The 25,800-nt window shown below is 75.1% G+C and carries 28 protein-coding genes and 1 tRNA gene; 15 read left to right on the top strand and 14 right to left on the bottom strand.

Going from position 1 to position 25,800, the window contains the following annotated elements; genetic code table 11:
* Positions 1-28 precede the first annotated feature (28 nt).
* Positions 29-829: a TetR/AcrR family transcriptional regulator gene (locus ACFQ8Y_RS04475; RefSeq protein WP_430562772.1), complete on the bottom strand. Its 801-nt coding sequence runs from the start codon at positions 827-829 to the stop codon at positions 29-31.
* A gap of 123 nt (positions 830-952) precedes the next feature.
* Here ACFQ8Y_RS04475 and ACFQ8Y_RS04470 point away from each other — a divergent pair, with 123 nt between their 5' ends.
* The gene (locus ACFQ8Y_RS04470; protein ID WP_430551655.1) at positions 953-1,915 is read left to right on the top strand and encodes an ATP-binding cassette domain-containing protein; all 963 of its coding nucleotides are present in this window, start codon (positions 953-955) and stop codon (positions 1,913-1,915) included.
* Entirely contained in the window at positions 1,912-2,760 is an 849-nt protein-coding gene (locus ACFQ8Y_RS04465; protein ID WP_430551656.1) for an ABC transporter permease, read from the top strand. The genes ACFQ8Y_RS04470 and ACFQ8Y_RS04465 overlap by 4 nt, the downstream gene beginning before the upstream one ends.
* A gap of 71 nt (positions 2,761-2,831) precedes the next feature.
* Here the strand turns inward: ACFQ8Y_RS04465 and ACFQ8Y_RS04460 are convergent, their stop codons facing one another.
* The gene (locus ACFQ8Y_RS04460; protein ID WP_430551710.1) at positions 2,832-3,671 is read right to left on the bottom strand and encodes an aldo/keto reductase; all 840 of its coding nucleotides are present in this window, start codon (positions 3,669-3,671) and stop codon (positions 2,832-2,834) included.
* Between the two features lie 189 nt (positions 3,672-3,860).
* Here ACFQ8Y_RS04460 and nrdI point away from each other — a divergent pair, with 189 nt between their 5' ends.
* Entirely contained in the window at positions 3,861-4,316 is a 456-nt protein-coding gene (gene nrdI / locus ACFQ8Y_RS04455; RefSeq protein WP_430584718.1) for a class Ib ribonucleoside-diphosphate reductase assembly flavoprotein NrdI, read from the top strand.
* Positions 4,317-4,365: 49 nt separating this feature from the next.
* Here the strand turns inward: nrdI and ACFQ8Y_RS04450 are convergent, their stop codons facing one another.
* Entirely contained in the window at positions 4,366-5,091 is a 726-nt protein-coding gene (locus ACFQ8Y_RS04450) for a cation transporter (RefSeq protein WP_430584717.1), read from the bottom strand.
* A 78-nt stretch (positions 5,092-5,169) separates the two neighbouring features.
* Between ACFQ8Y_RS04450 and ACFQ8Y_RS04445 the strand changes: the two genes are divergently transcribed.
* Positions 5,170-5,415, top strand: coding sequence for a hypothetical protein (locus ACFQ8Y_RS04445; protein WP_430551659.1), 246 nt, complete (start codon positions 5,170-5,172; stop codon positions 5,413-5,415).
* A 73-nt stretch (positions 5,416-5,488) separates the two neighbouring features.
* Positions 5,489-5,710: a hypothetical protein gene (locus ACFQ8Y_RS04440; protein WP_430551660.1), complete on the top strand. Its 222-nt coding sequence runs from the start codon at positions 5,489-5,491 to the stop codon at positions 5,708-5,710.
* Between the two features lie 11 nt (positions 5,711-5,721).
* On the opposite strand, the gene ACFQ8Y_RS04435 is transcribed toward ACFQ8Y_RS04440, so the two are convergent.
* Entirely contained in the window at positions 5,722-6,273 is a 552-nt protein-coding gene (locus tag ACFQ8Y_RS04435) for a TetR/AcrR family transcriptional regulator (RefSeq protein ID WP_430551661.1), read from the bottom strand.
* 103 nt (positions 6,274-6,376) lie between these two features.
* Between ACFQ8Y_RS04435 and ACFQ8Y_RS04430 the strand changes: the two genes are divergently transcribed.
* Entirely contained in the window at positions 6,377-7,570 is a 1,194-nt protein-coding gene (locus ACFQ8Y_RS04430; RefSeq protein WP_430551662.1) for an FAD-dependent monooxygenase, read from the top strand.
* 32 nt (positions 7,571-7,602) lie between these two features.
* Here ACFQ8Y_RS04430 and ACFQ8Y_RS04425 read toward each other — a convergent pair whose 3' ends face one another.
* On the bottom strand, positions 7,603-7,947 hold the full coding sequence (locus ACFQ8Y_RS04425) for a hypothetical protein (protein ID WP_430551663.1): 345 nt from the start codon (positions 7,945-7,947) through the stop codon (positions 7,603-7,605).
* Positions 7,948-8,025: 78 nt separating this feature from the next.
* On the opposite strand from ACFQ8Y_RS04425, the gene ACFQ8Y_RS04420 reads away from it, so the two are divergent.
* A complete protein-coding gene (locus ACFQ8Y_RS04420; protein ID WP_430584716.1) occupies positions 8,026-9,984 on the top strand; it encodes an NHL domain-containing thioredoxin family protein in 1,959 nt (652 codons plus the stop codon).
* Between the two features lie 36 nt (positions 9,985-10,020).
* A complete protein-coding gene (locus ACFQ8Y_RS04415; protein WP_430584715.1) occupies positions 10,021-10,935 on the top strand; it encodes a carbohydrate kinase family protein in 915 nt (304 codons plus the stop codon).
* A gap of 82 nt (positions 10,936-11,017) precedes the next feature.
* Here the strand turns inward: ACFQ8Y_RS04415 and ACFQ8Y_RS04410 are convergent, their stop codons facing one another.
* A complete protein-coding gene (locus ACFQ8Y_RS04410) occupies positions 11,018-11,635 on the bottom strand; it encodes a response regulator (protein ID WP_430551711.1) in 618 nt (205 codons plus the stop codon).
* 110 nt (positions 11,636-11,745) lie between these two features.
* Positions 11,746-13,080, bottom strand: coding sequence for a sensor histidine kinase (locus ACFQ8Y_RS04405; RefSeq protein ID WP_430551666.1), 1,335 nt, complete (start codon positions 13,078-13,080; stop codon positions 11,746-11,748).
* A 133-nt stretch (positions 13,081-13,213) separates the two neighbouring features.
* Between ACFQ8Y_RS04405 and ACFQ8Y_RS04400 the strand changes: the two genes are divergently transcribed.
* Positions 13,214-14,050, top strand: a complete 837-nt coding sequence (locus ACFQ8Y_RS04400; RefSeq protein ID WP_430551667.1) for a GAP family protein — start codon at positions 13,214-13,216, stop codon at positions 14,048-14,050.
* Positions 14,051-14,054: 4 nt separating this feature from the next.
* On the opposite strand, the gene ACFQ8Y_RS04395 is transcribed toward ACFQ8Y_RS04400, so the two are convergent.
* Together ACFQ8Y_RS04395 and ACFQ8Y_RS04390 are read right to left on the bottom strand one after the other, a co-directional pair.
* Positions 14,055-15,062 carry a phosphotransferase family protein gene (locus ACFQ8Y_RS04395; protein WP_430551668.1) on the bottom strand — a complete coding sequence of 336 codons (1,008 nt, stop codon included), beginning with the start codon at positions 15,060-15,062 and terminating at the stop codon, positions 14,055-14,057.
* Positions 15,063-15,083: 21 nt separating this feature from the next.
* Positions 15,084-15,728, bottom strand: coding sequence for an HAD family hydrolase (locus ACFQ8Y_RS04390; protein WP_430551669.1), 645 nt, complete (start codon positions 15,726-15,728; stop codon positions 15,084-15,086).
* 87 nt (positions 15,729-15,815) lie between these two features.
* Between ACFQ8Y_RS04390 and ACFQ8Y_RS04385 the strand changes: the two genes are divergently transcribed.
* Positions 15,816-16,700 carry a sugar phosphate isomerase/epimerase family protein gene (locus ACFQ8Y_RS04385; protein ID WP_430551670.1) on the top strand — a complete coding sequence of 295 codons (885 nt, stop codon included), beginning with the start codon at positions 15,816-15,818 and terminating at the stop codon, positions 16,698-16,700.
* Between the two features lie 43 nt (positions 16,701-16,743).
* On the opposite strand, the gene ACFQ8Y_RS04380 is transcribed toward ACFQ8Y_RS04385, so the two are convergent.
* Positions 16,744-17,346 carry a TetR/AcrR family transcriptional regulator gene (locus ACFQ8Y_RS04380; protein WP_429735477.1) on the bottom strand — a complete coding sequence of 201 codons (603 nt, stop codon included), beginning with the start codon at positions 17,344-17,346 and terminating at the stop codon, positions 16,744-16,746.
* A 52-nt stretch (positions 17,347-17,398) separates the two neighbouring features.
* Between ACFQ8Y_RS04380 and ACFQ8Y_RS04375 the strand changes: the two genes are divergently transcribed.
* The 3 genes from ACFQ8Y_RS04375 to ACFQ8Y_RS04365 all read left to right on the top strand — a co-directional run bounded on the left by ACFQ8Y_RS04375 (position 17,399) and on the right by ACFQ8Y_RS04365 (position 20,880).
* The gene (locus ACFQ8Y_RS04375) at positions 17,399-17,941 is read left to right on the top strand and encodes a DinB family protein (protein WP_430584714.1); all 543 of its coding nucleotides are present in this window, start codon (positions 17,399-17,401) and stop codon (positions 17,939-17,941) included.
* A gap of 91 nt (positions 17,942-18,032) precedes the next feature.
* Positions 18,033-19,037: a hypothetical protein gene (locus tag ACFQ8Y_RS04370; protein WP_430584713.1), complete on the top strand. Its 1,005-nt coding sequence runs from the start codon at positions 18,033-18,035 to the stop codon at positions 19,035-19,037.
* Positions 19,038-19,848: 811 nt separating this feature from the next.
* Complete coding sequence (locus ACFQ8Y_RS04365; RefSeq protein WP_430584712.1) at positions 19,849-20,880, top strand: pirin family protein; 1,032 nt, start codon at positions 19,849-19,851, stop codon at positions 20,878-20,880.
* Positions 20,881-20,889: 9 nt separating this feature from the next.
* Here the strand turns inward: ACFQ8Y_RS04365 and ACFQ8Y_RS04360 are convergent, their stop codons facing one another.
* The 4 genes from ACFQ8Y_RS04360 to ACFQ8Y_RS04345 form a co-directional block, all read right to left on the bottom strand.
* The gene (locus ACFQ8Y_RS04360; RefSeq protein WP_430584711.1) at positions 20,890-22,293 is read right to left on the bottom strand and encodes a hypothetical protein; all 1,404 of its coding nucleotides are present in this window, start codon (positions 22,291-22,293) and stop codon (positions 20,890-20,892) included.
* A 136-nt stretch (positions 22,294-22,429) separates the two neighbouring features.
* On the bottom strand, positions 22,430-22,900 hold the full coding sequence (locus ACFQ8Y_RS04355) for a nitroreductase family deazaflavin-dependent oxidoreductase (protein ID WP_430562789.1): 471 nt from the start codon (positions 22,898-22,900) through the stop codon (positions 22,430-22,432).
* Between the two features lie 105 nt (positions 22,901-23,005).
* A tRNA-Gly gene (locus ACFQ8Y_RS04350) sits at positions 23,006-23,079 on the bottom strand.
* Positions 23,080-23,180: 101 nt separating this feature from the next.
* Positions 23,181-23,384, bottom strand: a complete 204-nt coding sequence (locus tag ACFQ8Y_RS04345) for a cold-shock protein (protein ID WP_430551676.1) — start codon at positions 23,382-23,384, stop codon at positions 23,181-23,183.
* A 580-nt stretch (positions 23,385-23,964) separates the two neighbouring features.
* Here ACFQ8Y_RS04345 and dcd point away from each other — a divergent pair.
* Both dcd and ACFQ8Y_RS04335 read left to right on the top strand, forming a co-directional pair.
* Positions 23,965-24,540: a dCTP deaminase gene (dcd, locus tag ACFQ8Y_RS04340; RefSeq protein WP_430551677.1), complete on the top strand. Its 576-nt coding sequence runs from the start codon at positions 23,965-23,967 to the stop codon at positions 24,538-24,540.
* Between the two features lie 125 nt (positions 24,541-24,665).
* Positions 24,666-25,784 carry a hypothetical protein gene (locus ACFQ8Y_RS04335; RefSeq protein ID WP_430562790.1) on the top strand — a complete coding sequence of 373 codons (1,119 nt, stop codon included), beginning with the start codon at positions 24,666-24,668 and terminating at the stop codon, positions 25,782-25,784.
* Positions 25,785-25,800 lie beyond the last annotated feature (16 nt).

Here is a 25,800-nt window from a genome sequence, read left to right as displayed (position 1 = left end):
GTCCTCCGGGACGGTGGTCTGGACCAGTTCATCGTAGGGACGAGCCGCCGGGTTGGGAAGTCCCGCGCGCGCGGTCGATCGCCATGCCCACGGAGTCGAGCAGCCGCTCCAGCGAGGCCTCGAACGGCGTGGCCTCCGCGTCGAAGCCGCCCGCGTCCCAGATCCGCAGCATGGTGGGGTAGCGCTGCGGGTCGAAGTGGTCCACCCAGAAGCTGCTCATCGACGTCCAGTACTCGTCGTTGCTCTGCCCGGAGGCGTCCTTCTCCGCGGACTCCGCGACGGTCGAGCGCGCCAGCCCGCGCACGAACGCGTCGACGAGCCCGACGATCTCCACCACCTGACGCTCCGGCAGCCCGGTGTCCACGAGCGTGCGCAGCCCGCACTCCTGCGCGTCGAGGACGGACGGGGTGAGGGGCAGGCGCCACATGTTGGTCTGCAGGATCCACGGGTGGCGCTGGAACAGCTCCCAGTGCGCGCGGGCGTACGCGGCGAGGCCGTCGCGCCAGGTCGCCGTGGCGGGCGGCAGCCCGAGCTCGGCGAAGGCGCGGTCGATCATGAGGTCCAGCAGCTCCGTGCGCCCCGGCACGTACGTGTACAGCGACATCGCGCCGACGCCGAGACGTGCCGCGACCTTCCGCATCGACAGCCCTTCCAGCCCGTCGGCGTCGGCGATCGCGGTGCCCGCGCCGACGACGTCGTCGAGGGTCAGCCGGGCCCGGCGGCCGCGGCCCGACGGCTGCGGCGGGTCCCACAGCAGTGCCAGCCGCCGCACGACCTCGGGCGGGCGGGGGACGCCGTCGTCCGGCGGCTGAGGCGAAGTGCTCGACATGGCTCGTCATCCTCCCATCCCGGCGGTCCCGTCCTCGCGCACGGGTCTTGTCGGACCCCCTGGCTAGAGTCGAGACTAGTTCCAGTACAGCGTACGAGAGATGAGGGTGGAAGAGGTGCGGAGATGATTCGAGCACGAGGGCTGACCAAGACGTTCAGCCGTCGCAAGGAGACCGTCGAGGCGGTCAAGGCGATCGACGTCGACGTGGCGGAGGGCGAGCTCGTCGCCTTCCTCGGGCCCAACGGGGCCGGCAAGTCCACGACGCTGCGGATGCTGACGTCGCTCCTGGAGCCGACGGCGGGCGAGGCCACCGTGGCCGGGTACGACGTCGTCAAGAGCCCCGCGCAGGTGCGGGCCCGGCTGGGCTTCATCGGGCAGGGCAACGGCGGCGGCTTCAGCTACAAGGTGGCCGACGAGCTGCACAACCAGGGCCGCTTCTACGGGCTGCCGCCGGAGGTCTACAGGGAGCGCGCCGCCGACCTCATGGCGGCGCTCGAGCTGGGCGGCCTCGAGAAGCGGTCGGTGCAGTCGCTGTCGGGCGGCCAGCGTCGCCGGCTCGACGTCGCGCTCGGGCTGATGAACCACCCGCCGCTGCTGTTCCTCGACGAGCCCACCACCGGTCTCGACCCGCACTCGCGGGCCAACCTGTGGGGGCACATCACGGCGATGCGCGAGCGGTACGGGATGACCGTGGTGCTCACCACGCACTACCTCGACGAGGCGGACAGCATGGCCGAGCGCGTCGTCGTCATCGACCACGGCGAGATCATCGCGGACGCCGCGCCCGACGCGCTCAAGCGTCGGTACGCCGACGACACCCTCACCGTCGTCGTCGCGACCGACGACGGCGGGGCGGTCCGGGCCGCGCTGCCGGACGCGCTAGGCGACGTCGAGCTCACGGCGCAGGACGCCGGGCTGCAGGTGCGGGTCGGCACGGCGCAGGGCGCCGAGGCGCTGCCCGCCGTCATCGAGGCGCTCCGGGTGGCCGGCATCGCCACGACGTCGGCGAGCGCCCGTCAGGCCAGCCTCGACGACGTGTTCCTCAACCTCACCGGCCGGAGCCTGCGCGAGGAGGCGGCAGCATGACCGAGCAGACCCGCACCACCACGACGACGGCGCAGCACGAGGCGCCGCGCATCGTCACGCGCACCGGGCCGGGCAAGTTCGTCTCGGACACGGGGGCGGTCTTCACCCGCGAGATCCTGCTGGTGCTGCGCGACCCGTTCACGCTGATCTTCTCGCTGCTGCAGCCGCTGATCTTCCTCGGCCTGTTCGGACCGCTGCTCACCGGCACGTTCGGTGGTGGCTTCGGCGGCGAGGGAGCGAGCACGGCGGACACCCTGCAGTGGTTCGTGCCCGGGGTGATCGTCATGATCTCGCTGTTCGGCACCTCGATGACCGGCTCGAACCTGCTGTACGAGATCATGACCGGCTCCTACGAGCGGGTGCTCGCGACGCCGCTGGACCGCTCGGCGATCCTCGTGGGCCGCGCGCTCAAGGAGTTCGCGCCGCTGCTGGCGCAGGGGCTGCTCATCGCCGTCGTGTGCATCCCCTTCGGGTTCACGTTCCACGTGCTGCCCGCACTCGCCGGCCTGGTGCTGCTCGGCGTGTTCGGCGTCGGGATCGGGGCGCTGTCGCACGCCCTGGCCCTGGCGTCGAAGAACCGGGAGTGGCTGTTCTGGGGCGTGCAGCAGTCGCTGCTGTTCCCGCTGCTCATCCTGTCCGGGATGATGCTGCCGCTCGAGGCCGGCCCGTCGTGGATGCAGACCGCGGCGAAGTTCAACCCGCTCACCTACATGGTCGACGCCGAGCGCGTGCTCTTCGGCGGCACGTTCGCCGACAGCGCCGTCCTGTGGGGGGTCGTCGCCGCGGCCGCCACGTGCGCCGTCGGCCTGCTCGTCGGGATCCGCGCCACCCGCAAGGCCGTGTGACGTGCTGCGAGCATGACGATGGCCCACCCTCGCTCGCGAGAGTGGGCCATCGTCATGCTCACAGCACTCGGTCAGCGGCCGGTGTTGTTCATCTCGTCGGGGTGGGAGCCGATGCGCTCGCCGCGGTCGAGGCCGGTGATGGAGGCCATGTCGCCGCCGGAGAGCTCGAAGTCGAAGATCTCCAGGTTCTCGCGGATGCGCGACGGCGTCGCGGACTTGGGGAAGACGACGTCGCCGCGCTGCACGTGCCAGCGCAGCACCACCTGGGCGGGGGTGCGGCCGTGCTCGGCGGCGATGCGGGCGAGGGTCGGGTCCTCCAGCACGCGGCCGCGGCCCAGCGGGGACCAGGCCTCGGTGACGATGCCGTGCTCGGCGTCGAAGGCGCGGACCTCCTCGTTGCCGAACCACGGGTGGATCTCCACCTGGTTGACGGCGGGCACCACGGTGCCCTCCGCGAGGATGCGGCGCAGATGGTGCGGCTGGAAGTTCGACGTGCCGATCGCGCGGGTGCGGCCCGAGCGGTACAGCTCCTCGAGCGCTCCCCACGCCTCGACGAACCGACCGACGGCGGGCAGCGGCCAGTGGATGAGGAACAGGTCCACGTGGTCGAGGCCGAGCTCCTCGAGCGACCGGTCGAACGCCTCCAGCGCGGCGTCGTGCTCGTGGAACGCGTTGTTCAGCTTGGTGGTGACGAAGAGCTCGTCGCGCGGCAGCCCGGCCGCGGCGATGGCCTCGCCGACGCCGCGCTCGTTGCGGTACATCTGCGCGGTGTCGATGTGCCGGTAGCCCGCCTCGAGGGCGGTCAGCACCAGCTCGCGCGTCTCCTCCGGCGGGACCTTGAAGACGCCGTAGCCGAGCTGCGGGATCGACGTGCCGTTGTTCAGGGGCAGGGACGGGATCTCGGTGCTCATGTCACCCATCTTGTCGCGGACGAGGCGGTGCCGCAGCGAGATCGCGTCCGCGCCGGTGAGGGGCGCGCCGCCGAGATGACGGCGCCGCGTGATCGATCCCATGGCGCCCGGGGTCGCCGTCCCACGGGTGCCGGGAGCACGCTGGAGGTGTCGTCCCGGCGGCCCGCAGCCGCCCAGTCAGGAGGCCCGATGTCGCCCGAGCAGGCACCGTCCGACCAGGTCGAGGTGTACTTCGCGTCGTCCGCGTCGGGCATGGTGCGCCAGTTCTGCGAGCGCCTCGGCCGCCCCGCCCGCGACCTCGGCGACCGCGCGGTGCGCCGTGCGGTGCCGGACGGTCCGTGGGTGCTGGTGACGCCGTCGTACAAGACCGGCAACCCGGACAACGACACCCTCCCCGAGCCGGTGCGCCGGTTCCTGCGCGACCCCGTGACGCGACGCCGGCTCGTGGGCGTGATGGGGTCGGGCAACCGGAACTTCGGCCCGCACTACCAGGCGGCGGCACGGCAGGTGGCGCGTGCGTCCGGGCGCCCGGTGCTGCTCGAGTTCGAGCTCCAGGGCACGAGGTGGGACGTCGAGCAGGCGCGCGAGATCCTCGCCGCCCTCGACGCCGGGCTGCGCGAGCGGCACGCACGCGTGCCCGCCTGAGACCGCACGACCCGGCGGGGTGGCCGGCGGCGACGGTGCCGCCGCACGGTCAGCGCGGACCGGCCGCCCCGCCGTCAGGGGGAGCGCAGCAGCCGTCGTCGCACCTGTCGTCGTCGCACCCGTCGTCACCTGCGAGGAGCGCCCCGACGGGGGTGCAGCAGGCGTCGCCGCGCCAGGCCTCGACGCCCTCGCGCACCGCGAACCCGGCGATGACGAGCGCCGCGAGCGGGTCGGCCCACGACCAGCCGAGCGTGGCGTTGAGGACGAGCCCGACCAGCAGCACCGCCGACAGGTACGTGCAGATCAGGGTCTGCTTCGAGTCGGCGACGGCGGACGCCGAGCCGAGCTCGCGGCCGGTGCGCCGCTCGGCCCACGACAGGAACGGCATCACCGCGAGGCTGACCGCCGCGAGAGCGATGCCGACGGGGGAGTGGTCCGGGTCGGCCGCGCCGAGCAGCGTGCGGGCGGCGTCGACGGTGACGAACAGCGCCAGCCCGAAGAACGACACCGCGATGAGCCGCAGCGCCGTGCGCTCGCGGCGGTGCGGGTCCGGCGCCGCGAACTGCCAGGCGACCGCGGCCGCCGACAGCACCTCGACCACGGAGTCCAGGCCGAAGCCGACCAGCGCCGCCGACGACGCCGCGCGCCCCGCCGCGATGGCCGCGACCGCCTCGACCACGTTGTACGTGATCGTCGCGGCGACGATCCAGCGCACCCGGCGCTCGAGGAGCGCGCGGCGGGCGGACGGCAGGGGGTGCAGCGGGAGGCTCGTCACCCCGCTGACGGTACACGGATACCTGTACCGTCGACCAGGGCCGGCGGGGGCGGCCCGGATGGCAGGCATGCTGTACCCATGGCGAAGAGTCTCCCCCTGGGCCCCACGGTGATCGACGACGACCGGGAGGTGCGGTTCGTCGCGGGGCCGAACCAGTTCGCGATCAAGCTCAAGGACGGGCACCTGCACGTGCGCGCCATCGACGCCGGCGAGGGCGAGGCCCGGATCACGGTCGCCCCGACGTCCCGGAGCACCCTCGACCTGCGCATCGAACGCCGGTCCCCGCAGGGCCCCGTGGAGGTCGAGGGCCCGACCGTGCGATAGGGGCGCAGGTCACGGCACCCGGACTGCGGCCCTGTCGGCGGGTGGCGCACAATGGAGGGGTCGGAGGTGTTCCATGGTCACGATCGACGAGGCGCGCGCCGCCAAGCCCGCCCTGCGCGAGGCGCTCGAGAGCGTCGAGGGGGTGCGCGGCGTCGGCCTCGCCCAGCGCGGCGACGAGACGGACTGGGTGCTGCAGGTGAACGTCGTCTCCCTCAGCGCGCGCAAGGACGTGCCGCCCCAGGTGGACGGCGTCCCCGTGCAGGTGACGGTGGTCGGCGCGGTCACCGCGCTCTGACGTCCTGACGCTCAGGCGGCCAGCGCCGCGAGCGCGGCCACCTGCTCCAGCAGCTCGTCCGCGCCGACGGTGTCGTCGGGGTCGAGGAGCACCCGCGACACCGCCCCCAGCAGCAGCATCTGCACGAGTGCGCCCTGGGCGTCGGGGACCCCGAAGAGCTCGGCCAGCGCGGCGCGGGCGTGCGCGTTGTCGGCGGCGACGGCGGCGGCCCGCTCCGGGTCGCGCGCGGCGGCCGCGACGAGCTCGAGCTGCACCGCCCAGAGGGCGCGGTCGTCGGCGACCGACGCCATGACCCGCTGCCACACCGCGCGGAACCGCTCGCCCGGCGACGCCCCCAGGTCCTCGGCGCCGATGGCCTCCAACGCGTCGCCCCAGTCGCGCAGGGCGTCGACGAGGGCCGCGTCGAGCAGCGCCTCCTTGCTCCCGAAGTGGTACCCGATCGCCGCGAGGCTCACGCCCGCGGTGGTGGCGACGTCGCGTGCCGACGTGCGGGCGTACCCCTTGTCGCGCAGGCAGGTCCGGGCGGCGGCGAGGAGCGCGGCCCTGTTGTCGGTGGAGCGCATGGTGACCATGCTAGCTCGAACGTCTGAAACGAACGTCTTGCACGATCGTCTAAATTGGGTCTAGCGTGGTGCGCGCCACCTTCCCAGGGTCAGGAGAACTCCCATGAACCGCTCCGTCCTCGTCTCCGGCGGCGGCGTCGCCGGCCTCGCGCTCGCGCACCGGCTCGCCGCCCGCGGCGACGTCGTGACCGTCGTCGAGCAGGCGCCCGCGCCCCGCGACGGCGGCTACAAGGTCGACGTGCGGGGCGCCGCGCTACAGGTCCTGGACCGCATGGGCCTGCTCGACGAGGCGCGGAGCCTGCGCACGGAGGTCCGCGCGGGCACCGTCGTCGACGCCCGCGGGCGCCGGGCCGCCAGCATGGACGGCGACACCTTCGGCGGGCGCGCGCACGACGACGTCGAGCTGCTGCGCGGCGACCTGCACCGCCTGCTGCGCGAGGGGGCGGCCGGCGTCGAGCACGTCCACGGCGACTCGGTCCGGTCCCTGGTGGACACCGGCGACGGCGTGGAGGTGGAGCTCGCCTCGGGTCGCACGGGGCGCTACGACGTCGTCGTCGGCGCCGACGGGCTGCGCTCCCGGACGCGGAACCTGGTGCTCGGACCGGACGAGCGGCACGTCGTCGACCTCGGGTACTACGTCGCCGTGGCGACCGTCCCCAACCGGCTCGACCTCGACCGCGAGGAGGTCACCTACGTGGGGCCCGGCCGCACCGCCCTGGTCTACGCCACGGCGCGGGAGGAGGGCGCGCGGGCGATGTTCCTGTGGTCGTCGGGGCCCCTCGGCCACCGGGACCTCGGGCGCGCGGAACGCGAGCGCCTGCTCGCCGACGCGTACGCCGGCGAGGGCTGGGAGGTGCCCGGCCTGCTGGCCGACGTTCCCGCCTCGCCCGACCTGCTGTTCGACTCCCTCAGCCAGGTGCGCGCCGAGCGGTGGTCGGCCGGCCGCACCGTGCTGCTCGGCGACGCCGCGTACTGCGCCTCGGCGGCGTCCGGGCAGGGCACGAGCCTGGCGCTCGTCGGCGCGTACGTGCTGGCCGCCGCCCTCGACGCGCACGACGACCCCGTCGCCGCGTTCGCGGACTACGAGCGCCGGATGCGCCCGTTCGTGGCGGCGAACCAGGCGCTCGGACCGGCGAACATCAAGCGGATGGTGGTCGCCACCCGTGGGCAGGTGCGCGCCTCGCTCACGATGCTGCGGGTCATGGACAGGCTGCCCGGCAAGGACCGCCTGATGGCCGCGATGACGGCGCCCATCCACAGGGCGGCCAACGCCGTCGAGCTGCCCGACGCCGCCTGAGCGGCGTCACGGGCGATCGTCACCGCGGCGCGTCACTCGCCGCCCGGGGGAGCGCCGATCGCCCAGTTGTAGACGACGTCGAGCTGCTTGGCGAGTCGCCAGACCTCGGCGAGGACGACGACCAGGCCGACCGCCGCGGTGATCAGGCCGAGGTAGTACGGCACGTCGCCGCTCGGGGGCTGCTCGTCCTCCAGGACGACCGTCCCGTCGACGAACATCTGCTGGCCCGCCTGGAACAGGACCAGCCCGACGACCAGCAGGACGATCCCCACCACCAGCGCCGTGGCGGACGGCTTGCGGGGCGGGAACTCGGGGTCGACGGAACCGCCGGCGGCGGGGACGGGAGCTGCAGCGGGCGCGCCGGAGTCGTCGGTCATGGGCACAGTGTGGCGGCCGTCCCGGTCGCCGGGCCGCCGTGACACGGGTGAACCCGGCCGATCCCGCAGAATGGATCGGTGAGCTCCTCCCGACTGCCCCGCGTCCGTGCCTCCGAGCTGGTCGGCCGCGGCTGGCTCAACACCGGCGGCCGCGACGTCACGCTGGCCGACCTGCGCGGCAAGATCGTCGTCCTCGACTTCTGGACCTTCTGCTGCATCAACTGCCTGCACGTGCTGGACGAGCTGCGCGAGCTGGAGGAGCGGCACCGCGACGAGCTGGTGATCGTGGGCGTGCACTCGCCCAAGTTCGCGCACGAGGCCGATCCGGACGCGCTGGCCGCCGCCGTCGAGCGGTACGAGGTGCACCACCCGGTGCTCGACGACCCGGAGCTGGTCACGTGGGGCGCGTACACGGCCCGCGCCTGGCCGACGCTCGTCGTCGTCGACCCGGAGGGGTACGTCGTGGCGCAGATGGCGGGGGAGGGGCATGCGTCGGCGATCGAGGCGATCGTGGACGAGCTGGTCGCCGAGCACGACGCGAAGGGCACGCTGCACCGCGGCGACGGGCCGTACGTGCCGCCCGAGCCGACGTCGGGCACGCTGCGCTTCCCGGCCAAGGCGGTCGCGCTGCCGTCCGGGAACCTGCTCGTGGCCGACGCCGGGCACCACTCGCTGGCGGAGCTCGCGCCCGACGGCGAGACCCTGGTGCGGCGCATCGGCTCCGGCGAGCGCGGGCTCGCCGACTCCCGCGGCGACGCGGCCCCCGACGAGGCACGGTTCAGCGAGCCGAACGGCCTGTGCCGCGTGCCGGACGAGCTGCGCCCGGCGCTCGGGTACGACGTGCTCGTCGCCGACACGGTGAACCACGCGCTGCGCGGCGTCGACCTGGCGACCGGGCGCGTGCGGACGGTGGCCGGCACGGGCGAGCAGTTCATGGTGGGCGGGCAGGAGAACGTCGTCGGGTCGACCGACGCGTTCGACCCGGCCGCGACCTACCCCGCGGCCGCCGTGCGCCTCAGCTCCCCGTGGGACGTCGCGTGGTCGCCGCGCCTCGGCGCGTTCGTCGTCGCGATGGCCGGGAACCACACGCTGTGGGCGTTCGACCCGGTGGCGAGCGACGGTCACGGCTCGATCCGCCTGCTCGCCGGCACGATGAACGAGGGGCTGGAGGACGGGCCGGGCGCCGACGCGTGGTTCGCGCAGCCGTCCGGTCTGGCCGCCGCGAGCGGCCCCGACGCCGCCGACGCGCTCTGGCTCGCCGATGCCGAGACGTCGGCCCTGCGCCGCGTCGTGCCCGCCGCGGACGGGACGGTCGCCGTGAGCACGGCCGTCGGGCAGGGGCTGTTCGACTTCGGCCACCGCGACGGCGCGGCCGGCGAGGCGCTGCTGCAGCACCCGCTGGGCGTGGCGTCGCTCCCCGACGGCAGCGTCGTCGTCGCCGACACGTACAACGGCGCGCTGCGGCGGTACGACCCGGCGGCGGGCACCGTGACGACGCTCGCCACCGGCCTCGCGGAGCCGAGCGACGTGCTCGTCGAGACGTCCGACGACGCGGTCCACCTGCTCGTCGTGGAGTCCGCCGCGCACCGGCTGACCCGGGTCGCGCTGCCCGCCGATGTCGCGGGCCAGGTGCTCGACGGCGGTGCGCACCGAGTGGCGCGCCCGGCGACGGAGGTCGCGCCCGGCGAGCTGCGCCTGGACGTGCCGTTCGTGCCCGCCCCGGGCCAGAAGCTCGACGACCGCTGGGGCCCGTCCACCGAGCTGCGCGTCAGCGCCACCCCGCCCGAGCTGCTGCTCGACGGCGCGGGCGACGGGACCGACCTGGAGCGCGTGCTGGTGCTGAACCCGGACGTCGCCGAGGGCGTGCTGCACGTGACCGCGAAGGCGGCGTCGTGCGACGTCGTCCCTCTCGGCCCGGACGGCGAGCCCGACCCCGACGTCTTCCCCGCCTGCCACCTGGCGCAGCAGGACTGGGGCGTGCCCGTGCGCGTCACGCCCGACGGCGACGCGACGCTCAGCCTGCCGCTGCGCGGCTGACGCGGGCCGAGGCCGCGGCACCCTAGGGTGCCGGTCGTGACCACACCGAGCACCACACCGAGCACCACACCGAGCACCACACCGAGCACCACACCGAGCACCGCCGACGTCCTCGTCGCCGGCCACGCGTCCTGGAACCGGATCGTGCACCTCGACGCGCTGCCCGACCCCACCCCCCACACCGTGTTCGCGCGCGGCGCGTACGACACGGTCGGCGGCACCTCGGCCGGCAAGGCGCTCAACCTGGCGAGCCTGGGGCGCGGCGTCGTGCTGCGCACGGTGCTCGGGGACGACGACGAGGGCGCCCGCGTGCGCGCGGTGCTCGACGACGCCGGGGTGCGCGTGCTCGCGGAACCGTCCCCGGACGGGCGCACCGAGAGCCACCTCAACCTCATGGACACCGGCGGCGGCCGGCTGTCCGTCTACCTGCGCGCGCCCGGCGAGGTCGCCGCCACGGGGCCCGGCTGGGACGCGGCGCTCGCGGCGGTGGACGCCGCCGCGGCCGTCGTCGTCGACCTCGCGGCGCACTCCGTCCCCGTCCTGGTCGCGGCCGCCGAGCGGGGCCGCGACGTGTGGGTGGACCTGCACGACTACGACGGAGCCACCGCGTTCCACCGCCCGTGGGCCGACGCCGGCACGCACGTGTTCCTCAGCTCCGACCGGCTTCCCGACCACCGCGCCTTCATGGCCGAGCGGCTCGACGCCGGGGCCCGGCTGGTGGTGTGCACGCACGGCGCCCGCGGCGCCACGGCCCTCACCGCCGACGGCTTCGTGGACGTCCCCGCCGAACCGGTGGACGACGTCGTGGACACCAACGGCGCGGGCGACGGGTTCTTCGCCGGCTTCCTCGACGCCCACCTGGGCGGGGCGGACCTCGCCGAGGCGCTCGCGGCGGCCGCGGCCCACGCCGCGCGGGTGGTGCGCAGCCCGGGCCTCGCCCCGGTCGGCTGACGCGTCGGCGTGTCGAGCGGCGTGTCGTCGCGGTGATCGCGTTGCCGGTTGCGGCACTGTCAACAGAGGTGTCAGGTCGGCGTCAGGCCAGGCCGACGTCCCGCGCGACGATCGCCGCCTGCATCCGCGACACCACGCCCAGCTTCGCGAGCACGCGCGACACGTGGGTCTTGGCCGTCGCCTCCGTGATCACCAGCTCGTCCGCGATGCCCTGGTTGGACAACCCTCGGCCCAGGGCGCCCAGCACGTCGACCTCGCGCGGCGTGAGGTCCCCGAGCCGGGGGTCCACGAGGCTCGGCGGCCCGGCGGCGGCGGGCATGGCGGCCGGCGCGACGCCGGTCCCCGACAGCTGGGCGAGCACGCGGCGGGTGACCTCGGGCGCGAGGACGCCGTCGCCGGCCGCGACGCGGCGCACGGCGTCGAGCAGCGCGGCGGGCTCCGCCGTCTTGAGCAGGAACCCGGCGGCGCCCGCGCGCAGCGCGCCGTCCACGTACTCGTCCAGGTCGAACGTGGTGAGCACCAGGACGTCCGCGAGGCCCTGGGCGGCGATGGCGCGCGTGGCGGCGATGCCGTCCGTCCCCGGCATGCGCAGATCCATGAGCACGACATCGGGGCGCAGCGCGCGGGCGTTCGTCACCGCGGCGTCTCCGTCGGCCGCCTCGCCCACCACCTCGACGTCGTCCGCCGCGTCCAGGAGCATCCGCAGCCCGGCGCGGATCGCGGCGTGGTCGTCCGCGATCAGCACGCGGACCGTGCCACCTGTGCCGCCCGCCGTGCCGCCTGCCGCGCCGTCCCGGGTCGCTGGCGTCGTCATCCCCTGGTTCCCCCGCTCTCTCGGCCGTTCTCCGCACCGGCCGGCACCCGCGCGCGCACGGCCCACCCGCCGTCGTCCGTCGCGGCGGCCTCGAAGGTGCCGCCGAGCGCCTCCGCACGCTCGCGCATCGTGAGCATGCCCGTCCCGGCGCTGAGCGGCAGCCCGGCCGCGCCGGCGGGCGAACCCTGCCCCGTCGGCGGAGCCGCGTTCCGCACCTCCAGCGCCACCGCACCGCCGCGGGGCCGGGGCTCGCGGGTCAGGCGCACCGTCACCGGCGCCCCGGGCGCGTGCTTGCGGGCGTTGGTGAGCGACTCCTGCGCGATCCGGTACAAGGCGTGTCCGACGGCGGCGGGCAGCTCGGCGCCGGCGACCCCGTCCGGGTCGACGGCCGTCACGACCGTGCCGCCCGCCCGGGCGAGGTCGAGCAGGTCGTCCAGGCGGTCGAGCCGCCCGGGGGCGGCGAGCGGGTCGCGCGCCGAGTCGGCGCGCAGCAGCTCGATCATGGCCCGCATCTCCGTGAGAGACGCGACCGCGCTCGCCCGCACCTGCTCCAGCGCTCCGCGGTCGCGTGCGACGTCCGGCGGGACGGCCAGGGCGGCGCCGGAGTGGATCGCGATCGTCGACAGGTGCGAGGCGATGACGTCGTGCAGGTCGCGCGCCATCGCGGCCCGCTCCGCCCGCACGGCCTCGTGCCGGTCGAGCTCGGCGATCCGTTCGAGGTCCGAGGCGCGCTTGCGCTCCAGCTCCGCCGCCCGGGCGGCCTCGTCGGCCCGTGCGCGCTCCACCGCCGCGAGCTCGGACTTCTGCCGCACGTTGTCGGCCCACCACATCGGGACCAGCAGGATCGCGCCGAACTGCAGGCCCGCGTAGACGAACATCCGCGCGTCCCGGGTCACCTCGCCGACCGCGATCGCACCGCCCACCGCCAGCACGAGCGCCGTGCTCCACAGCCAACGTCGCGCCGTCGGGCCCGTCCACAGCGCGGCCGCGTACAGCAGGTCCCAGAACACGAGCATGATCGCGAGGCTGCCGCCCCACAGGACGTCGACCGCCGTCACGACGGCGCCGCCCGCGAGCGCCAGCATCGGCCGCGACCGCTTGGCGAGGGTGATCGCGCAGCCGACCGCCAGGAGCGCCACCCGCCACCAGGGCTCGGCCCGGGCCGTCAGGGGCGGGTCCCAGGTGTAGAGGTCGACGAGCCCGACCTCGAGGAACAGCCAGCCGAGGAGGAACAGCGTCACCGCGGTCGTGACGTCGCCGCGCCGGTCGTCGCCGCCCCACACCCGCACGAGCCTCCCGAGGAGGGTGGGCGCGGGGCGGTCGGTCGTCACCGCACCATCCCAGCACAGGGCGTCCCGCGGCGGATCGGTCGAAGGGTGTACCCGTGCCGCGTGTCCCGTCACGGTGCAGGATCAGTCGTTCGGGCGACGACGGCGTCCGTGCCGCGCCGCGAGGATCGTCGGCATGGACCTCATCGACGTCGGCGGGCTGGAAGGCGCGGGCCTCGGCGTGCTCGCGGGAGCGCTGGTCGTGCTGGCGCTGATCGACTCGACCAGCTTCGGCACCCTGCTCATCCCCGTGTGGCTGCTCATGGCGCCCGGCCGCCCGCGCCCGGCGCGGCTGCTCGCCTACCTCGGCACCGTCGCCGGCTTCTACCTCGCCGTGGGGATCGCGGTGATGCTCGGCGCGGGCGCCCTGCTGGACCGGTACGGCGACGCGCTGGACTCGCGGCCGGCGATGCTGCTGCAGCTCGCCCTCGGCGTCTTCCTGTTCGCCATCAGCTGGCGCTTCGACGGCAAGAAGGCCGAGGCCCGGGCCGCGCGCCAGGGCGCGAAGCCCGGGCGGCTGGTGCGCTGGCGGGCGCGGGCGATGGGCATCGAGGCGGGGACGACGACGCCCGGCGGCCCCGTGCCGGGCCTGCTGCCCGGCACGACCCCGACGTCGACGGTCGCGGCGCCGCACGCGTCGCTGCTGCCGCTGCTGGGTCTGGCGCTCGGCGCGGTGGCGCTCGAGGTCGGCACGATGCTGCCGTACTTGGCGGCGATCGGCCTCATCACGACGTCGGACCTGGGCACCGGCACGAGCGTCGGCGTCCTCGCCGCGTACTGCGTGGTCATGGTGCTGCCGGCGCTGCTGCTGCTGGGCGGGCGGCTCGTCGCCGCACGGTTCGTCGAGCCGTTGCTGGCACGGCTGGAGAGGTGGCTGTCGAGGAACGCCGCCGAGCTCACGGGGTGGGCGCTCGGGATCCTGGGCGTGCTGCTCGCCCTCAACGCCCTCGGCCGGCTCGGCTGGACCGGCTGACGCGTCAGGCGTCCAGCTCGTCCAGCACCCGCTGGAGGTTGGCGCGTGCGGTGCGCACGTACCCGGCCACCCAGTCGCCCTCGTACGCGCGGGGCACGATCTCCACGACCAGGAGGCAGGCGAAGTACGCCCGGTAGAGCCGCAGGCGCTGCCAGGCGTCGGGGTCGCCCGACCCGGGCGTGCCGTCGCCGACGCCCAGGTCCCCGCCGGCGTCCCGGTACCCGGCGAGCAGGTCCGCGTCCACCGCGCCGGCGCCGAGCTGGTCGGCGCCGACCAGCTCGAACAGGGGGTCGCCCCACAGCGCCCGCTCGGCGTCGATCGCCCCGACCACCGTGCGGTCGACGGGGTCGAGCAGGAGGTTGCCCGGCCACAGGTCGGCGTGCACGAGCCGCGGCGTCGTGACGGCGGCGAGCAGGTCGTGGTGCCGCTCGACGGCGGCCACGAGGCGGCCGGCGGGCAGGTCGACGCCCCAGCGGGCGGCGTCGTCGAGGGCGGCGCGCACCATCCCGGCGAACGCCTCCGGCCAGGTGGCGGCGGCGAGCCCCGACTCGGGTGCCGGGTACCCGAACCGGTCGCGGGCGTCGTCGTCGCGGGCGAGGCGGTGCAGCCGGGCCATGAGGGCGCCCAACGAGCGGCGGGCCCGGCCGGCGGTCGCCCCGTCCAGCTCGAGGGTGCTCCACAGGTCGCCGTCGAGGAAGGTCGTGACGAGGGCGTCGCCGTCCACGTGGGCGCGGGTCGTGTCGAGGTGCAGCACCCGCGGCACGGGCAGCCCGGCGGCGTGGGCCACCCGGTCGACCGCCGCCTCCGTGCCGAGCACGCCGTGCTCGTAGCGCAGCAGGCGGGACGTGTCCGCGCCGGTCACCTTGACCACCACCGTCCGCCCGTCGGCGAGGTCCGCGCGCAGCACGCTCGCGAACAGGCCGCCGCTCAGCGGGATGACGCGTCGCACGACGCCCAGCGGCGCGAGCAGCGCGACGACCTGTGCGTCGGAGACCGCCGTCTTGGTGAGCACGCGCGCGAGCGTAGCGGCTGCTCAGCCCGCGAGGAGCGCGGGCAGCTCGAGGAGGGAGTCGACGACGGTCGCGCGCGCCGCCTCGGGGCGCTCGGCGTGCAGGAAGCCCCACGGGCCGCGCCGGACCAGGATCGGCACCATCCCGGCGTCGGCGGCGGGCAGGACGTCGTTGTCGAGCCGGTCGCCGACGTACGCGATCTCGGTGGCGGGCACGCCGGTGAGCTCGGCGACCTTCGCGAAGAACTCCGGTGCGGGCTTCTGCACGCCCCACTCGTCGGAGGTGCGGATCGCGTCGACGGGCAGGTCCATCGCCTCGAGCGCGGCGCGCGCCTGGGGCGGCTGGTTCCCCGCGACGACGACGGCGAGCCCGGCGGCGCGCAGCGCGGCCAGCGCCTCGCGCACGTCGGGGTAGAGGTCGTCGGCGTCGAAGTTCTCCCGCAGGCCGGTCGGGTCGTCCGTCGCCCACCGCTCGATCTCGGCGGGGACGTCGAGGTCCGGTCGCACCATCTCGAACGCGTGCCGGTGCGACAGGTCGAGGGCCGCGCACCCGCCGAGGATCCCCAGGAACGTCAGTGCGGGCACCCCCAGGCGGTCGGCCCAGCGGGTCCAGATCCGGGTCTCGTCGATGAGGGTCTCGCCGACGTCGAACACCACCGCACGCACCATGCCGCGACCCTATCGGTCGTCGTGCGCGCGGGCGGGGGACAGCCGCTTGTCAGCCTCCGTTCAGTTGCGGCGGCTATCGTGCGGAGCATGGCCGAACCGCGCGAAGCACAGGCAGTCCCCGTGACGCTGTCGACCGCCTCGGTGTACCCACGTCGCGCGGCGTTCGCCTTCGAGGTCGCGGCCGAGCTCGGGTACGACGGCGTCGAGGTCATGGTGTGGTCCGACCCCGCCACGCAGGACCCCGCGGCGCTGCGGCGCCTCTCCGACGAGCACGGCATGCCGATCCGCTCCGTGCACGCGCCGACGCTGCTGGTCAGCCAGCGGGTGTGGGGCCGGTCGCCGGCCGACAAGCTGCGCCGCGCCGTCGACATGGCGGGCGAGCTCGGGGCCCCGACCGTCGTGGTGCACCCGCCGTTCCGGTGGCAGTACAAGTACGCACGGCAGTTCCAGGACCTCGTCCACGAGCTCAACGAGGCCAGCGTCCACGAGGCCGACGGCGTCACCGTCGCCGTGGAGAACATGTACCCGTGGAAGCCGCGCTCCCGCGGCGACCGGGAGCTCAAGGCCTACCTGCCCGGATGGGACCCCGCGGACCACGACTACGACGCCGTGACCCTCGACCTCTCCCACGCGGCGATCGCCCACCAGGACGGGCTGGCGCTGGTGCACGGCTTCGGCGACAAGCTGCGGCACGTGCACCTCGCCGACGGGACGGCGTCGGGCCGTGACGAGCACATGGTGCCCGGCCGCGGCGACATGGCGTGCGACAAGGTGCTGGAGGAGCTGGCGCGACGCGACTACGCGGGCGACGTCGTCGTCGAGATCTCGACGCGCAAGGCGCGCACCGCGAGCGAGCGGCACGCCGACCTGCAGGCGGCGCTGAAGTTCGCGCGGGCGCACCTCGCGCCGGTGCCGGAGCCGTACCAGCCGCCCCCGCCGGAGCACCACCACCTGCCCGCCGACGCCTGGTAGGCCGCCGGGCAGACGGGGGACGGCGGCCGGGCGGAGGGAGCCCTCAGGCCGCGGCGACGCGGGCGCCGACGGCGCGCAGCACGAACGCCTCCGTGGCGCGGATCGCGCGCTCGCGCGCGGCGGGGTCGTCCGGGATGAGCCGGCCCGACAGGCACGCGTTGACCAGCTGCACCGTCGGCTCGATGTCCTGCTCGGGGAACTCTCCCTCCGCGATCCCCGCGCGCAGGATGCGCTTGAGGATGGACTCCACGATCTCCGCGTGCTCGCGGAGCCGCGCCTGCGTGGTGCGCGACAGCACGGTGCGCAGGTCCGGTCCGGGGGCGAGGTGGAAGACGCGGGTGAGCTGGGCCTGCTGGCGGATGTACGTCCGGAGCTGTTCGACGGGATCGTCCACCTCGGCGAGGGCCCGCTCCAGGGTCTGTGCGTACTGCTCGGTCTCGTGGGTGATGAACCCCAGCAGCAGCGCTTCCTTGTCGGGGAAGTGGTTGTAGACCGCGGTGCGACCGACGCCGGCCGCCGTCGCGATGTCGGCCAGCGTCACGGAGTCGAACCCCCGCTCGGACATCAGCGTCGAGAGGGCGGTGAACAGCTTGTGCCGGGTCATCTGGCGGTGCTCGTGCAGGCTCTTCCCGATGATCTTGGGCATGCTGACATCATAGGCATCCGTTGTCAGCACCTCGGGACGCTAGGGTTCCGGTGTGACCGACCCCACCGCACAGCCGGACGGCATCGTCCCGGACATCAAGGACTGGACCTGGGTGCTCGAGCGCCCCTGTCCCGAGTGCGGCTTCTCGGCCGCGGGCGTGGAGCCGTCGGACGTCGGCCAGGCCGTGCGCGAGACGCTGCCCCGCTGGCGCGCCGCCCTCGGCCGCCCCGACGTCGCCGAGCGGCCCCGTCCCGACGTGTGGTCCACGCTCGAGTACGGCGCCCACGTGCGCGACGTCTTCCGGATCTTCGACGAGCGCCTCGCGCTGATGCTCGCCGAGGACGACCCGGCGTTCGCGAACTGGGACCAGGACGTCGCGGCGCTCGAGGGCGACTACGCCCACCAGGACGTCGCGACCCTGGTCGCCGAGCTCGACGCCGACGGCGCGGCCGTCGCCGCGGCGTTCGACGCCGTCGCGCCCGGCGAGGCGGAGCGCACCGGCCGCCGGTCCAACGGCTCGGTCTTCACGGTCCGCACGCTGGGACGGTACTTCCTGCACGACGTGGTGCACCACCTGCACGACGTGCGCGCCTGACGGACGGCACCGCCCGCGCGTCTCCGCAGGTCACACGTTCGCAACACGGTCGTGACACGGGGGTGACGGTGCGACCGGTACGGTCCGCGCCATGGCCTCCGTCCCGGCGCTCGTCCCCGCGGAGCACACCTCCGACCACGTGCTCGTCGTGCCGCGCCCGGCCGACGACGGCGTCGGGCCGAGCCACGACGTGCCCGGGTTGGCGGCGGCCTGGTTCGACGACGTCCGCTGGCTGAGCGAACCGTCCACCGCGGCGCCCGCCCGGCCCGCGGGCGGGGCGCGGTTCCACGGCGTGCGGGCCGCGGCCCGGCCCGCCGCCGGCGTGCTGCGGCTCGGCGAGGAGCACCGCGCCACGGGGCCCTTCCCGCTCGACGCCGACGCGGCGGCGGCGCTGGGGTGCGCGCACCCGGCGGAGGCCTGGGCGCTGGGCCGCGCGGACGGCGCGCTCGACGTCCGGGGCGGCCGGCCCGCCGTGCACGACGACCGCGACGGGATCGCACGGGCGTTCGCCGCGGCGCTGCCCGTGGGGGAGGAGCTGCGGCTCGTCGGCTGGGCGGTCGCGGTGGCCCGGCGCACCTCGGGGCTGCTGCTCGCCGACGGACGGCAGGTGCTGCGCCCCGACCCCGGCGCCTCCGTCGACCTCTCGGTCCGGCCGGCGCGGCCGGTGCCCGCCGGGGAGCTGCTCGAGGTGGTGCGCGCCGTGGTCGCCACCGCCACGCTCGCGGCCGTGCCGGGCGGCCCCGGCCACCGGGTGCTGGCCAGGACGGCGTACGACGGCGACCTGGTGGTCACCCAGGAGGCGGCGGGCGGGCTGCCGCGCGCGCTCGAGTCCCGGTCGTGGCCCGACGGGGCTCCCGCGACCGTCGTCCGCCTGGAGTGGCGGCCGCAGGACCCGTACGAGCTCCAGGTCTCCGACCCGTCGGGCCTGCACGTCATCGCCCGGGACCGGGCGCAGGCCCTGCTGGCGAGGGTCGCGACCCTGCTGCTCGGCCGGGCCGGCGGCGCCGTCCTCGACGACGCGGGGTTCGAGGTGACGGCCCGTGAGCTGGAGCTGCGCCGCGCGAGCCCGACCCCGGGGTCGCGCGCCTGGGTGTGAGGAGCGTCGTCCACAGCCGCTGTCCACAGCCTCTGTCCACAGGGCGGGGTGGACGGTGACCGCCTTCCCGTGGTCCCTCACCTGCGACGTTCCACCGTGGAACGGTGTGCGGTGGGCTCACGTCGGGTCGTGCGGAGGTGCGGGGCCGGACGGACCGAACCCCCGCGGGAACCGCGAGATCCTGCGGATCGTGCGTCGAGCCGGGCGGGGCGGCGCCGGGCCTGTCGCGGGCGGCGCGGCGACCCGGCGGGCGGGTGGGGCGTGTCGCGCCCGGCGCGTCGTCCACAAATTTCTTCCACAGGGCTGTGGGTGACGTGGGGATTCCGCGGGTCGCCCTGTGGACGAGCCTGTGGCCGGAGGATCCACCCGGAAAACCTGCTCCACACCCCTTGCACCGCACCCGTAGCAGGTCTAGAAACGTGCGTACCGGTCTTGCGGAGATCGGGTCGACGATCACCCGAGAGGGCGGCCGCCTGCCCGCTCCACGGGACACGGTCGACCGGAGAACGACGGGCCGTCCCGTACCGCGGTGCGGGTTGTGGGTGACGACACAGGTGCCTGTACGGGGCCGGAAGACCACCCGCGTCCGGCTGTTCGTGGAGAACGGGTTCTGCAGAGGCGACGACGCACCAGGCCTCGACGGGACACGGCGAGCGGTCGGGGTCGTGACGTCGCCACGGCACCCCTGGTCCCCGGGACCGTCGATCAGGGGTACGCGGTTCTCTCCGAGGCCCCCCGGCCGCCCCGGGGGGCCTCGGCATTTCCGGGGCCCTGGGTTCGCCGGCCGCACCGCGCGGCCTACGCTCGGGCCATGAGCAACCTCGAGACGCGTCCCGCCGAGCGCACCTGCACCGCCGGCGACCGCCCGGCCGGCGTCGAGCTGCTGACCGCCCGCGACGTCCCCCTCGGCGGTCCCCGCGCGATGAACGTGCGGCGCACCATCCCGCAGCGGCAGCGGTCCCTCGTGGGTGCCTGGTGCTTCTGCGACCACTACGGGCCGGACGACGTGTCGACGTCGGCGGGGATGCAGGTGCCGCCGCACCCGCACATCGGGCTGCAGACCGTCTCGTGGCTGTTCGCGGGCGAGATCCTGCACCGCGACTCGGTGGGGTCCCTGCAGACGGTGCGGCCCGGGGAGCTCAACCTCATGACCGCGGGCGTCGGCATCTCGCACTCGGAGGAGTCGCCCGCCGCGGGCCGCCCGCCCCGGCTGCACGGCGTCCAGCTGTGGACGGTGCTGCCCGAGGCCGACCGCACGTCCGAGCCGCACTTCGAGCACCACGGCGACCTGCCCGTCGCGACCGCGGACGGCGCGCGCGTGCAGGTGTTCATGGGCGAGCTCGAGGTCGCGGGGGAGCGGCTCGTGTCCCCGGCCCGCACGTACACGCCGCTCGTCGGCGCCCAGCTCGACCTGCCCGCGGGCGGGAGCGTCACGCTGGGGACCGCCCCGGGCTTCGAGCACGCCCTGCTCGTCGACGCCGGCGACGCCCGCCTCGAGGGCGAGGTCGTGCCGCCCGCCGAGCTCGGCTACGTGGCCCCCGGCCGCGACCGGCTCGTCGTGACGGCGGGCGCCTCGCCCGTGCGCGCCGTCCTCATCGGCGGTGAGCCGTTCACCGAGGACGTCGTCATGTGGTGGAACTTCGTGGGGCGCACGCACGACGACGTGGCGCGGGCCCGCGCGGACTGGATGGCGCAGGTCGCCGACTCCGGCGAGGGCACCCCGACGCGGTACGCCGACGGCGCCGCGGGCCGCCGGTTCGGCGAGGTGCACGGCTACGCGAGCGGGCCGCTGCGCGCGCCGGTGCTGCCCGACGTGCGGCTGCGCCCGCGCACCCGGCGCTGACGGCGCGGTTCAGGTCCGGGGGAACGTCACCCGCACGGTGGCGACGCCGGCGGACGTGGAGCGCACGGTGAGCCGCATCGCGCCGGAGCGGGTCGTGAACGACGACCCCTCGCGCAGGGTCGACCGCCGGGCGGACTCCTTGCCCATCGGCACGATCAGGTGCTCGCCGGGATAGGCCCAGGTCGAGCCCCGCCACCCGAGACGGCTCACCGTGACGCCGTACGAGACCGTGTAGTTGCCCGCCGCCCGCCACGGCATGCCGCCGAGGCGCCGGTACGTGGCCCCGGACGGGCGCCGGAGCTCCACGTAGTAGTACTGCCCCGTCTTCGGGTCGACGGCGCGCAGCAGGGTGGGGCGGCTGGTGGTCCGGTGCCGGGCGTCGAGCGTGACGGTGCGGGCGCCGCCCTTCTTCGTGACAGTCACGACGTCGGACGCCGGGAGCACGCCGAGGCGCTTCTTCTGGGCGCCGGACAGCGGGGCGGTGCCGACCGCGGCGAAGTCGGCGCCCATGAGGTCCATCGGGTCGAGCCCCTCGACCGCGCCACAGCGGGAGGACGTGAAGGTCCGGTCCGGGACGCTCCCCGTGCACCAGCCGACGCCCGAGTGCTCCAGGCCCATGTTGTGGCCGAGCTCGTGCGCCAGCGTGGACACCGCCGTCCGGTACTGGGGGTGCGTGAACCGGGAGCTGCGGGTCGCGCCGCCCGGGCCGCCGAACAGGGAGAACGACCAGCCGCCGGGGTTGTCCCGGCTCGCCTTGCTCGGCAGCGAGCCGAGCCCGAGCGTGCCGCCGCACGTCTCCGACTCGCGCGGGCCGCCGGGGTAGTCGCCCCGCAGGTACGGGAAGAGCACCACGAGGTGCTCGCGCGTGCCCGGGCCGCGCGTCGTGGAGTCCATCCAGTCGGCGCCGTAGTGCGCTCGCCCGCCGCGCTTCACCTGCGTGAGGATGCGACCGGTCGTGGTGCACCGGCCGTCGCCGGTCTCGACGCGCTTCACGGCCGAGGAGCGCACGAACCGGACCCGCCCGCCCGACTGCGTCGACCAGTACGTCGACACCTTGGCGAGCAGGGCGTCGACGTCGGCGTCCCGGATCAGCCGCGACGCCCGGGTCTTCGACATCCAGCGCGGCGTCGCGACCGCGACGTCCACCCGGTGCACCCTGCGGTCCGTCTGGGCGGCGGCGGTACGCGCGAGGTCCGGCCGGGTGACGGACGACTGCCAGCGGACCGTGTCGTCGACCACGTCGTCCGGCACCGTGTCGTCGATGCCGGGGGCCTGGGGGAGGGCCTGGGCGGGGGCGTGGGCGACGGCGCTCGGGACGGCGCCCGACGCGGCCGGGGCGCCGACGGCCGCGAGCGGCTCCGCGAGCAGCGCGGCGGTGACGAGGGCGACGACGGTGATCGCGCGAGCCTGCATGGTTCCCCCTGGGCTCCGGATGCGCGCCGGGAGGGCGCGATCGGCCCCAGAAGCGTAGGCACCCACCCTGCGGTGCCGCCCACCGGAGCGGGGGTGACGTGGGCCGGCCGGCGGGTGAAATCGTCGCCCGGGGCGTTCACCCGAGGCGCAGCTCGACCACCGGCACGACCCGGAGCCAGTCCGTCTCGCCCCGCTCGCGGGCGAGAGGCTCGGCCCACTCGGCGAGGACCGGGCCGAGCGTCGCCCACGGGCCGGGGTGCGCGGCGGTGTACGCGCGCAGGATCGCGGCGCCCTCGTCCGGGGCGAGCACGACGGCGCGGGACCGGACGTCGAGCCGCGTGCCGATCGACACGAGCACGCGCGGGTCGGCCCGCACGTTGCGGAACCACTGCGACCGCGGCCCGAGTCCGGCGACGACGACGGCGCGGTCCGGCCCCGGCCGCGCGACGACCTCGAGCACGACGTACCGCCGCTCCCCGCTGCGGCGTCCGCGGTGCTGCATCATCAGCAACCGGCCCCCGGCGAGGAAGCCGAGACCCGCACGGAACATCCCGATCGGGGCGCGGACGAACCAGCGGGTGCGCAGCAGCCGGGACGCGAGGCTCATGCCCGCGAACGTATCGGCGCCGGCCGTCGTCGTCCCGTCGGCGCGGCACCCCGCGCTCGGTCCGGGGACGACGAAGGCCCGGACCGAACGGTCCGGGCCTCGTGGTGGAGCGGGTGACGGGAATCGAACCCGCGCTGTCAGCTTGGGAAGCTGAAGTTCTACCATTGAACTACACCCGCGTAGCAGCACCTGACGGTGTGCGCGCCCCGATCATACCCAACCGGGGGTGATGCTCCGAACCGGTGGCCGGCACGCCGCGGACGGCGTGCCGGCGGCGGCGTCAGAGCGGACGGATGTCCGAGGCCTGGAGACCCTTGGGGCCCTGGGTGACCTCGAACTCGACCTGCTGGCCCTCGGCGAGGGTGCGGAAGCCGCTGGCCGAGATCGCGCTGTAGTGCGCGAACACGTCGGCGGTGCCGTCGGAGGGGGCGATGAAGCCGAACCCCTTCTCCTCGTTGAACCACTTCACAGTTCCGGTGGTCATGGTGTCTTCTCTCGTTGATGCGACGGACCCGCGAACCGGGGTCCGGTCGTCGCACCCGGACGGGTGCGGACGGTGTGGGCGCGGGCTCGGCGAGCGCGCGGGGTGCCGTGGCGGGACGGGGCGTGGAGCCCCGTCGCCTGGGCGAGCGTGGGGACGACGGCGACGGGCCGCGAGAAGCGGTCGTGCACGTGGTAGCCGTCCGGGAGTCGGGTGATCATGCCCCCGTACTCGCCGTCGACCGTCGCGACCCACAGGTCGTCGTCGGCCCGGCGCCACACGGGGGTAGGTCGGGTGCTGCCCTCTGCCGCGGATGCGGACGTGGGCCTGGCGATGGTGGAAGAAGTGATGCTCTCTGCTCTGCTCTCGCTCCGCGTGACGTCGGTGTTCGGTTCGTCGGGCGGAGATCGTCGTGGACGGCGGGACTGCCGTCTGCGCGCGGACCTGGCTTCGATGCGAGGTACCGAAGAGTGCCGGGGTCGGATCCCGCGGCATGCGCGGCACCCAGGGTACACGACGACGCGGCGTGCCCCGTCATCGGGACGACGGGGCACGCGCCCGCCGACCCGACTACCGTGTCCCCGTGCTGCTCTCCGACCGCGACATCCGGGCCGAGCTCGACGCCGGGCGGGTCGTCCTCGACCCCTACGACCCGGCGATGCTCCAGCCCTCCAGCATCGACGTCCGCCTCGACCGGTACTTCCGGCTGTTCGACAACCACAAGTACCCGTTCATCGACCCGTCGCAGGAGCAGCCCGAGCTCACGCGGCTCGTCGAGGTGTCGCCCGACGAGCCGTTCGTGCTGCACCCGGGCGAGTTCGTGCTGGGCTCCACGTTCGAGTCGGTCACGCTGCCGGACGACGTCGCCGCGCGGCTGGAGGGCAAGTCGTCGCTGGGCCGGCTGGGTCTGCTCACGCACAGCACGGCCGGGTTCATCGATCCGGGCTTCTCCGGGCACGTCACCCTGGAGCTGAGCAACGTCGCGACGCTGCCGATCACGCTGTGGCCGGGCATGAAGATCGGCCAGATGTGCTTCTTCCGCCTGTCGTCCCCGGCGGAGCACCCGTACGGCTCGGACGCGTACGGCTCGCGGTACCAGGGGCAGCGCGGGCCGACGGCCAGCCGGTCGTGGCAGTCGTTCCACCGGAGCGACGTCTGAGCGCCGCGCGCGGCCGCGGCACCGGGGCGCCTGACGGGGCGTTCCGCGACGGGGCGGGACGTCGCTACGCTCGGTCCCGCCGCGCCGGCACCGGCGCGCCCCGGTCCCGGAAGGAGCTCCGCCAAGTGGCCCAGAACCAGCCCGCCCTGCCGCCGTTGCCCCAGGTGGCGGCACAGGGTCACCAGGCGCGTCACCTGCTGGGTGTGCCGTCGGACGTCGTGGTGGACGAGATCGAGGTCCTCGCGATGTCGCGCTTCGTGGGCACGCGCTGGGACGTGGTCCCCGCGGACCTGCCCGGCGCGGACGTCCCCGTGGGCCGGATGGCGAACCCGGGGGAGCCGGGCGTGCTGCGGCTGTCGCGGCACAGCGTCGTCTCCGGCCCGTACGCGCCGTCGGGCAAGGGTGTCGACGCGGGCCTGCCCGGTGGCACCGCGATGGTCTTCGACGTCGTGTGCCCGCGCGAGCGCTGGGACGACGCGGCCCGCCTCGGCGGCGACCGGGACGGCCTCGGGCGGGCGTTCCCCGCGGCGCTGCCGAACCGCGAGGAGGAGCGGGTCGTCGCCTGGCTGCTCCAGGCGGCACGCCGCCTCGGCGGCTCGGTGCGGCTCGACGTCGCGGGCACCTGGGACGACGCGGACGGTGGCCGGCGCGCGACGGGCCCGGGCGTGGTGCTGACCCCCGACCCCGACCGGGCCGTCGACCTCACCGTCTACTCCGACATCTGGCTGGACCCGCAGGCCGCGCACCGCGTGCTGCAGGCCACGCACCCGCGGGTCCGGCTCGCGACGGAGGGCAAGCCGTACCAGGGCCCGCCCGCCGGGATCGCGGACCGGCCCCTGTACCCGGGGGAGCCGCTCGACCCCGAGGTGCGCAAGGCGATCCACGAGCGCGCGGACGACGTCGACATCGAGGCGCTGCAGGCGCCGATGGTGCTCGACGCCTACGGCCTGACGACCGACCTCGGCCTCGACGGCTCCGTCACCGTGGAGGTGATCGGCGACGAGACCCTGCCCCTGCTGGTGCGCGAGCTGCCGTGGGCCGCCTCCGGCGCCGTCTGCTACCACGTGCGCTGGGACCCGCCGGACCTGTTCGAGGCGAACCAGGAGTTCCCGCAGGCGGCGCACGTCGTCGCCCGGCGGCGCGCCGCCGACCTCGTCGGGAAGATGGCGGTGGCGATCCACGCCGCCGTGGGCGGCGAGATCGCGGACGAGGCGGACTTCCTGCTGGCCCCCGAGGACCTGTAGTCCCTGCGTCCGGTCC

The organism is Isoptericola sp. NPDC056605 (assembly GCF_042792795.1).
GTDB lineage: Bacteria > Actinomycetota > Actinomycetes > Actinomycetales > Cellulomonadaceae > Isoptericola.
Note: the sequence above shows the minus strand (reverse complement) of the source record. Positions and strands in the feature narration are given on the sequence as shown.